7 protein-coding genes are annotated in these 8,880 nt (G+C 45.3%); 4 read left to right on the top strand and 3 right to left on the bottom strand.

Translation table 11 applies throughout. The features are described from left to right. Together metL and metF are read left to right on the top strand one after the other, a co-directional pair. On the top strand, positions 1 to 1,356 hold a 1,356-nt coding region (gene metL, locus QTO00_RS11540; protein WP_331424950.1), incomplete at its 5' end, for a bifunctional aspartate kinase/homoserine dehydrogenase II. A 228-nt stretch (positions 1,357 to 1,584) separates the two neighbouring features. Beyond that, positions 1,585 to 2,475, top strand: a complete 891-nt coding sequence (gene metF, locus QTO00_RS11535; RefSeq protein WP_331424949.1) for a methylenetetrahydrofolate reductase — start codon at positions 1,585 to 1,587, stop codon at positions 2,473 to 2,475. Positions 2,476 to 2,553: 78 nt separating this feature from the next. Here the strand turns inward: metF and zapB are convergent, their stop codons facing one another. Continuing rightward, positions 2,554 to 2,796, bottom strand: coding sequence for a cell division protein ZapB (gene zapB, locus QTO00_RS11530; protein WP_331424948.1), 243 nt, complete (start codon positions 2,794 to 2,796; stop codon positions 2,554 to 2,556). 312 nt (positions 2,797 to 3,108) lie between these two features. Here zapB and glpX point away from each other — a divergent pair, with 312 nt between their 5' ends. Both glpX and QTO00_RS11520 read left to right on the top strand, forming a co-directional pair. Next, positions 3,109 to 4,116, top strand: coding sequence for a class II fructose-bisphosphatase (glpX, locus tag QTO00_RS11525; RefSeq protein ID WP_331424947.1), 1,008 nt, complete (start codon positions 3,109 to 3,111; stop codon positions 4,114 to 4,116). A 218-nt stretch (positions 4,117 to 4,334) separates the two neighbouring features. Further along, the gene (locus QTO00_RS11520) at positions 4,335 to 6,797 is read left to right on the top strand and encodes an EAL domain-containing protein (RefSeq protein ID WP_331424946.1); all 2,463 of its coding nucleotides are present in this window, start codon (positions 4,335 to 4,337) and stop codon (positions 6,795 to 6,797) included. Between the two features lie 60 nt (positions 6,798 to 6,857). On the opposite strand, the gene ltrA is transcribed toward QTO00_RS11520, so the two are convergent. Together ltrA and QTO00_RS11510 are read right to left on the bottom strand one after the other, a co-directional pair. Further along, entirely contained in the window at positions 6,858 to 8,141 is a 1,284-nt protein-coding gene (ltrA, locus tag QTO00_RS11515) for a group II intron reverse transcriptase/maturase (protein WP_331424945.1), read from the bottom strand. Positions 8,142 to 8,377: 236 nt separating this feature from the next. Then, the gene (locus QTO00_RS11510) at positions 8,378 to 8,533 is read right to left on the bottom strand and encodes a hypothetical protein (RefSeq protein ID WP_331424944.1); all 156 of its coding nucleotides are present in this window, start codon (positions 8,531 to 8,533) and stop codon (positions 8,378 to 8,380) included. Positions 8,534 to 8,880: the final 347 nt, after the last annotated feature.

Genomic DNA, 8,880 nt, shown 5'->3' with positions numbered 1-8,880 from the left:
CGTCTTGCCTATACTAGTGAGATCGTTGGAGGTGCATTAGAATTTTTACAAGATGCCGCCATTGAAGCCGAGATAAAACTGAAAGAAGGCTATTCAATGGTTGCTGCGGTAGGGGCTGGCGTGACCAAGAATGCTAATCACTGCTATGGCTTCTATCAGCAACTCAAAGCTTCCCCGGTCGAGTTTATCTCTGAGTCACTATCCGGGCTTAGCTTAGTGGCAATTCTTCGCACTACGCCAACAGAGCCGTTAGTAAAAGCAGTACATAGTCAGCTATTCCAAGCTCAAAAACGTATTGCAATTGCGTTATGTGGTAAGGGCAATATTGGTTCAAGTTGGCTGGAGTTGTTCGCTGAACAAAAAAGCGAGCTAGAAAAGCGTCATGGAATGAACTTTGAACTGGTTGCGATTATCGATAGCCAAACCTATTGGTTTGACCCTAAAGGCATAGATGCAAGTATAGCCAACGAGCATTTTGATGAAGAAAGCATTAGCCATGAAGGGAGCGACTGGATTGCAAAGCTTGGCGCTATCCAAGGCTTTGACGATCTTGTAGTGCTAGACGTTACCGCTAGCCAAACCTTAGCAGAACGCTACCTAGATATTGCTGAGCAAGGCATGCACCTTATCTCTGCCAATAAAGTCGCGGGCTCTGCATCAAGTACCTATTACCACCAGGTCCAAGACGCATTTGCCAAAATTAACCGCCACTGGCTGTACAACGCGACAGTTGGTGCTGGGCTGCCAATCAACCATACCGTGAGAGACCTGCGCGAAAGCGGTGATGACATTATTGCCCTGTCAGGAATCTTCTCCGGCACACTTTCTTGGCTATTTCAGCAGTATGATGGCAGCGTACCTTTTGCTGAGTTAGTTGATTTAGCATGGCAACAAGGTCTAACAGAACCTGATCCTCGCAACGACTTAGATGGCTCAGACGTAATGCGTAAACTGGTTATCCTAGCGCGTGAATCCGGTCTTTCACTAGAACCGGAAGCGGTAAAGGTAGAAAGTTTAGTGCCTACAGAGCTCTCAGATCTATCACTAGACGAGTTTCTAGATCAGAGTGCCCTTCTTAGTGAACTGCTCGCGGAACGCCTTGAGAAAGCGCAAAGAGAAGATAAAGTCCTAAGATACGTTGCTCGTCTTGAAAAGAACGGGACCGCAAGAGTCGGTGTAGAAGCATTACCCAAAGAGCATGCTCTCGCCAACCTTTTACCTTGCGACAATATCTTTGCTATCGAAAGCAAATGGTACAAGGACAATCCATTAGTAATTAGAGGCCCAGGGGCAGGCCGAGAGGTAACGGCTGGTGCAATACAATCTGACCTAAACTTACTCTCAAGTTTACTTTAACTAATCAAGGCGCTGATATTTCAGCGCCTTTTTACTGTGTTCAGCGAAAACAGTATGAATTCACCTCAACTAAACTTGAATAGAGCTCATGATTAAGTTGAAAAAAATTCATAATCACACAGTTGACATTAAATCGTATTCAATTCATTCTGTAGACATATAGACGTCTAAACGTCAATTTCAAGTTTTAAGGGTTTTGTCGGCACAGATCGCCACAGGGAGAGTAAGATGGGATACACACACGCGAGTCATATCGACGCACTAAATCAGAACATCGCCGAACTATCTGACAACATTAATGTGTCGTTCGAGTTTTTTCCGCCAAGCAGTGAAAAGATGGAAGAGACTCTATGGAACTCTGTACACCGCCTAAAGACCCTTCAGCCAAAATTTGTTTCCGTTACCTATGGTGCAAACTCTGGCGAACGCGACAGAACTCACTCGATTATCAAAGAGATCAAAGACCAAACTGGTTTAGTGGCAGCGCCGCACCTGACGTGTATTGATGCGTCTCGTGAAGAGCTAATTCAAATTGCAGACGACTACTGGGCAAATGGCATTCAAAGCATCGTAGCGCTACGTGGTGATATTCCACCAAATGGTGGCAAGCCAGATATGTATGCCTCTGACTTAGTGACTCTGCTAAAAGAGCGTCATGACTTTGATATCTCAGTTGCCGCTTTCCCTGAAGTTCACCCTGAAGCAAAAAGCGCTCAAGCTGACCTACTTAACCTAAAGCGTAAAGTAGACGCAGGTGCTAACCGCGCTATTACTCAGTTCTTCTTTGACGTAGAAAGCTACTTACGATTCCGTGACCGTTGTGTTGCAGCGGGCATCGACGTAGAGATCGTTCCGGGTATTCTACCAGTATCAAACTTCAAGCAAGCGTCTCGTTTTGCTGCTCAGAACAACGTAAAGGTCCCAGGCTGGATGGCAAAACAGTTTGAAGGTCTAGATGATGACCCAACGACACGCCAACTGGTCGGTGCTAGCCAATCCATTGATATGGTCCGTACTCTGAGTCGTGAAGGTGTTAAAGATTTTCACTTCTACACGCTAAACCGCGCAGAAATGACTTACGCTCTTTGCCACACTTTGGGTGTTCGTCCTAAAGCGTAAGCAAGATTACACAATAAAACTCCCATACAAAGCAAAAAGGCTGAACCTAAGTTCAGCCTTTTTTAATATGAGTAGCGATTACTCTACTTCATCCATCTTACCTAGTAGGCTGCGGATACGCTCTTGCCATGCATTGTGCTCTTGTTGCATCTGTTGTGCTTTCTGCTCAAGCTCTTCACGATTGCTACGAAGTTCATTCGCTTCTGCTGCTAATTTCTCTTTCTCTTCTTTCAATTCTTCTACTTCCATTTGTAGAAGAGCAATTGTATCTACAGCTGTTTGGATTTTTGCTTCTAGTTGTTCTAAAACTTCAAAAGACATCTTAGCCTACCTATCTATTATTCGGACCAGGTTTTAGACACCTATGTTCCAAAACCATTTGCAACCATTCTACTCAGCCGAGAGCGGATAAACACGCCCTATATTGTAGTTTTTTGCCATTCGATTAAAAAAACGTCGCAAATTGACAATAGCTTTACATCTCTCAAGCCGACAAGCTCAATTGTGTAATTTAACTGGTTAGATTGATCCAGTTCAATGGCTGTTCAAGCAAAAAAGCAAACGTTTCCTTTCTGATATGATAAAATCCGCCCGTTTTAGTTTTTCACTCTTTCCTAATACTTTGGAGTCTTCATGAAACGCGATTTAGCAATGGCATTTTCTCGAGTTACCGAGGGTGCAGCTTTGGCTGGTTACAAATGGCTTGGCCGCGGTGACAAAAACGCAGCGGATGGTGCTGCGGTTGAAGTTATGCGCAGCTTACTTAACAAAACTGATATCAGCGGAGAGATCGTAATTGGTGAAGGCGAGATCGACGATGCGCCTATGCTCTACATTGGCGAAAATGTTGGTATTGGCGGCGATGCTGTAGATATTGCTGTTGACCCAATTGAAGGGACTCGCATGACAGCAATGGGACAGTCTAACGCCCTTGCAGTACTTGCTGCTGGTGAAAAAGGCAGTTTCCTTAAAGCACCTGACATGTACATGGAAAAACTAGTCGTAGGTCCTGGGGCAAAAGGATGCATTGATCTTCATAAGCCACTAAAAGAGAACCTAGAGAACATCGCTCAAGCGCTGAATAAAACGTTAGATACTCTGGTTGTAATCACTCTTGCTAAGCCTCGTCATGACGAAGTGATCGCGGAGATGCAAGCAATGGGCGTGAGAGTATTCGCAGTGCCAGATGGTGACGTTGCGGCTTCCATCCTAACATGTATGCCAGATAGCGAAGTCGACGTAATGTACTGCGTTGGTGGCGCTCCAGAAGGCGTAGTTTCAGCAGCAGTTATTCGCGCGTTAGATGGCGACATGCATGGTCGTCTACTTCCTCGTCATGAAGTTAAAGGTGATAGTGAAGAAAACCGCATCTATGGCGCAGCAGAACTTAAACGCTGTGAAGAAATGGGTGTAAAAGCTAACCTTGTACTTAAGATGGAAGACATGGCTCGTAGCGATAACGTTGTATTCTCAGCGACAGGGATAACTAAAGGCGACTTGCTTGAAGGTATTTCTCGTCAAGGCAACATTGCAACGACAGAAACTCTACTCATCCGTGGCCGCTGTCGTACAATTCGCCGCATTAAGTCGACGCACTACCTAGAGCGCAAAGATCCAGAAGTTAGAGACATTATTTTATAAGCTATTGATAGATAAATTTATTATCCAATCACTACTCAGGCCACCTAAACGGTGGCCTGTTTGCTTCATCAGTCAAAATTGAATTATGGCCTCAATTGCATATACTTTAATCAATAAACCAAGTCATACGCAGTGTTATAATCGCAGTGGAATGACTTAATTTAACCATGCCTAGTCGATGGGCTAAGTAATACACGTCATCTTGGTGCAGGTAGTCTATGATTCGACTCGTATTGATTTGCCTACTGCTTGTTTGCCAACCTGTAACTGCGTCTGCCCTTTTAATTGACGATAATTTCGTCGAACAAAACGTTGATACTCCGTTGCTAACAGCTGTGGGTCAACCCGGTTTACACGCGCGTCAAGTGTTGCAATCAACGCCCTTTGATACTCAACTCTATCAACAATCGACCACACCGAATCCAAACCACTACTGGCACAAAATTCATATTTCCGGACGATTACTATCCCAGCCCAAATCGCTTGTTTTGTTTTCGCAAAATCACATTTTGCAGCACCTCGATGTCTATCTCTTTCAAGATGGAAATCTAGTACGGTCGCAGCAATTAGGTATAAATGACAGGCCAATCAATACGCAAAGCTATTTAGACACAGTATTTCGTTTCAATGTGGAACCAGGCCATAACATCACCTTGTTAATCAGCAAGCAAACAGATGGCCCTTCAATATTGCCGATTAGAATCATGACCGATACGGCTTACACGACGCATGCCGCTCAAGTACGCTTATTTTGGGGAATTATCATTGGTACTTTTCTCGCTCTAGCCATCTATAACTGTGTGGTTTACGCATTAAACCTACGTAACACTCAATACGTCTGGTATCTGTTATTTCAGTTGTTTATTTTCTTGCAGTTTGCAGCTCTGCACGGTTTTGGCTACTTGATCTTGCCCGATGAATTTTGCCGATGGCTAGCCAAACATATGGGAGTATTGCACCTACTCTTACTATGGTCAGCCTTGATGTTTGCCAAGCATTTTCTCGAGTTTAGAAAATATCGCCCACAAGTCTACCCTATACTCGAAAAGGTAAAATGGATTTTTCCAGTCTTGGTCGCGATTTCATTACTCCTCAGTGAACAGCAGCGAATGATAGTTACATCATTGCTTATCCTACCCGTTAGCTATATATGTATCAGCACCGGCTTTGTTGCTCTTAAAAAAGGATATACACCTGCCTTTTCTTACTTGCTCTCGTGGGTATGTACCTTTGCTGGAGCCACCGGAGGTTTACTCACCTATGCCGGTCTGCTATCGGTCAATATGTTTACGCTACACAGCTTTATCATTGGTTCATTAGCAGAGCTCTACCTACTCTCAGTAGGGTTAGCAAAGCGCCTTCATCACCAAGAGATGCTAGACAAACAGCATCGATTAATCGACCACAGTCTGAACATGCCAAACCAATACTTCTACCAACACGCCATCAATGACATGTTTGACAACAGGGGAATAGACAAAAATAGTGTGCGCCTGATTTTGGTTTCTACCGAAGGCGTCGAACATTTAATTGGGCTGCTAGGTAGCGAGGCGGTCTTTTCAGCTAAGCAGTCATTGTTAAGCAATATCTCGAAAGACGTGTATGCCTTACCTTGGCTGATTGATATCGATGTACCTCTGCTCAAGCGCTATTTCGCTATCACTATGCCCCCAGAACAAACTCTCATTTTTGCTGACAAAAGCACTTCGTTACAGTCTCAGTTCGAGACACTGTCTAATGTTTGGCAATACCATTTAGCAAAAACCGAATACTTGAGCGACTTGAACATCAGAATCGCGAGCGCCGAGGTCCGCGATGAAGAGAAAATCAATGAGCTTCATCAGAAAGCCCATATGGCTCTGATTGAAGCCCAAACAAAGGGCGTTAAATGGCTAGAGTATAGTGATGATATGAGCGACAAAACCTCGCACCGGCTCAACCTTATCCATGACCTAAGAATGGCCATCAAAAACGACCAGTTGGATATTCACATTCAGCCTCAAATCAACATTGCTAGCCAAACGGTCGTCGGTGGAGAAGCTTTGATGCGTTGGCACCACCCTATTCATGGCATGGTCTCACCATCCGTGTTCATTCCACTTGCAGAGCAAAGTGGAATGATTCACAACCTAACTCGTATGGCGATCAAAAAGATATTCGCTTGGATGGGTCGTCATCAGATTCCGATAAAAATTGCTATCAACATCTCAGTAATGGATTTTCGCCAGCCCGATTTCATCTCATTCCTTCGTTCTACAAGTGAAAGATATAACGTAAGCCCGAACCAATTTTCGTTAGAGATTACCGAATCACAAGAGCTAGAAAGTTCACAAGAGATAATGGAAAAACTGGCGATGATAAAACACACAGGATTTGGTATCGCACTTGATGATTTTGGTACGGGATACTCATCAATGGCGTATCTCAGTAAGCTACACATCGATGAAGTCAAAATCGACCGTATTTTCATCAAAGATATACACCACAGCTCAACTAACCAAACAATAGTCAAAACACTTATCAATATGGCAGAAGCTCTTGGAGCGACAACCATCATTGAAGGCATAGAAAACCAAGAAGAATTAAACGTTATTGAAAAACTAGGGGGTAAAGTAGGGCAGGGCTTCTACTGGACTAAAGCAATTTCAATTGATAGTTTTGAAGAACAATATATCGAGTAGGGTGAGGCGTTGCCGCCTCATCCCTCTCACAGAACCGTACGTACGGGCCTCGTATACGGCTCATGCACACTTCCATTCAGCATAATTGCTGAACACGTACCCTGTCCTTATATGCTCGAGGTTAACCAGACCAAGATCATTGAACCATTGATTTGGCATCGCATAACTGGCTAAGGGACTCTGTGCGTTTATCCAGCTTGTCATTTGGATGTGTTTGAACGGTGGCTTGTAGCCAAGCTGTTTCAGCCTACGGTGCAACCGTGTCGGTTTCTTCCATACTTTTAACTGGATACTGCGCAGTCTACGCCTTAACCATCCTGCTATTCGCGAGAACTCCCTACCGGTGTTGGCGATCCTGAAGTACTGACTGAACCCTCGTAACACGGGATTTAGCTCCTTAATGACCTGCGTTAGCGGCTTTCCGCCATTGCGTTTGGTCATCTGCTTCAACTTCTGTTTGAACATAGCCAGTTTCTTAGGCTGAATACGGGTGTATTGACTCCCGATTTTGACGCCAAGGAACTTCACCCCTTTTTCGCTGTGTGCAATATGGGATTTGCTTTGATTCACCTTCAGTTTCAGCTCTTTCTCCAGTATCTTTGTCGCCTGAGCAAGCGCATTCTCTGCACCTGCTCGACTACGACAGAAGATCAAGATGTCATCCGCATAGCGCACTATCCGATGACCCCGCTTTCGCATCTCTTGATCGAACGCATCCAGATAGATATTCGCTATCAGTGGGCTTATTACCCCACCTTGCGGACTCCCTAATTCTGTCTGCTGCCAATGCCCGTCAACTATTACTCCACTTTTTAGGAACTGTTCTATCAGCGCTAACACGCTGCCGTCTGTGACTCGTGTTCGGATACTCCTCAGGATAAGTTCGTGGTCGAGCTTATCGAAGCACTTTGACAAGTCCATATCCACGACATGCTGCATTCCATAACGACGGATGAACATGGTGGCTTTATTGATGGCATCGTGACAACTTCGATTTGGGCGGTATCCAAAGCTTGATGGATGGAACTGCTCTTCGAAGATTGGGGTTAAAAGGTCGTTTAGGGTTTGTTGAACAACTCTGTCCCGTACTGTCGGGATACCAAGCAATCTCACTCCACCGCCTTCTTTCGGGATTTCCACCCGTCTGACTGGCTGTGGTCGGTACTGCTTGGTTTTAAGTTCAGAGAGCAATTGGTCAAGGTTATCACTCAGATTTGAGGCGAAGTCGCCCAGGCTCTGCCTATCTATTCCGGCCGCGCCTTTCGCTTTCCACACCTTTTTAAATCCCCTGTATAGTCGCTCTTTATTGAGCATGTGACCGTACAGACTGTAATAAACTCTCAACGTCTCTCCTTGGGTTGTGTGCTGCGTGGGGACAGGGTGCTTTCTTTAGTGTCGGTTTGTTTCGCTTTGCTGTTTAGCTTTCTAGCTCAATGGCAATTGACTAAAGTGAGCCAAAGTTACTCCCGTGCACGGTTTCTCGTTGTCGTCTTCTGCTTCCACAGATGACCACGCCGGAATACCCCGATAGCTAGTCGGTTTGGGTGCCACTAAAAAAAAAACATCTGCTCATCACAGACTTAAAGTGTACTTCCTCCCTTCGCAGCACCCGCTTGCTTTTGGCAAAGCGGTGCCCCATCAGACGCGATGCCAATGGTCAGCTCGGTTTTCTCCTCCACACCATTACTGGGCTTCTCAGGCCGAGCCTTACTCACTACTACGGATTCATCTGCCACCTCACACCAACACGAGTCTTGGTTTTCACCTTGTACTTGTGTTTCCGGTCTATGTCCGGATGTGGTGCCAGGCTTCCCCAGTTACTGAACTGGCTCCCTGTTAACAATGCCACCCTCAAACACAACGTAGGTCTGACTGAGTATCGGGCTTCGCGATGTTTCGGACGCTTACCCACCTACGCTGCCGAAGCAGGTTCACTTGCGTTGTGTACTGTTAACTTCCTATTGCTTCCTTCAGACCCTGCCGTTGGCCAGCAACGCCCTTGCAATTCGGATTATCTTCCCCTCAGTCGGGGTGATTCAGGTTTCTTTCAACCTGACGGGTTTGCCAGCTTCGCTGGGCAAAC

The organism is Vibrio sp. M260118 (genome assembly GCF_036533755.1).
Classification (GTDB): Bacteria; Pseudomonadota; Gammaproteobacteria; order Enterobacterales; family Vibrionaceae; genus Vibrio.
Note: the sequence above shows the minus strand (reverse complement) of the source record. Positions and strands in the feature narration are given on the sequence as shown.

Coding starts and splice junctions, on each gene's coding strand:
- metF (WP_331424949.1), top strand. CDS start 1,585: ATGGGATACACACACGCGAGTCATATCGACGCACTAAATCAGAACATC.
- zapB (WP_331424948.1), bottom strand. CDS start 2,796: ATGTCTTTTGAAGTTTTAGAACAACTAGAAGCAAAAATCCAAACAGCT.
- glpX (WP_331424947.1), top strand. CDS start 3,109: ATGAAACGCGATTTAGCAATGGCATTTTCTCGAGTTACCGAGGGTGCA.
- QTO00_RS11520 (WP_331424946.1), top strand. CDS start 4,335: ATGATTCGACTCGTATTGATTTGCCTACTGCTTGTTTGCCAACCTGTA.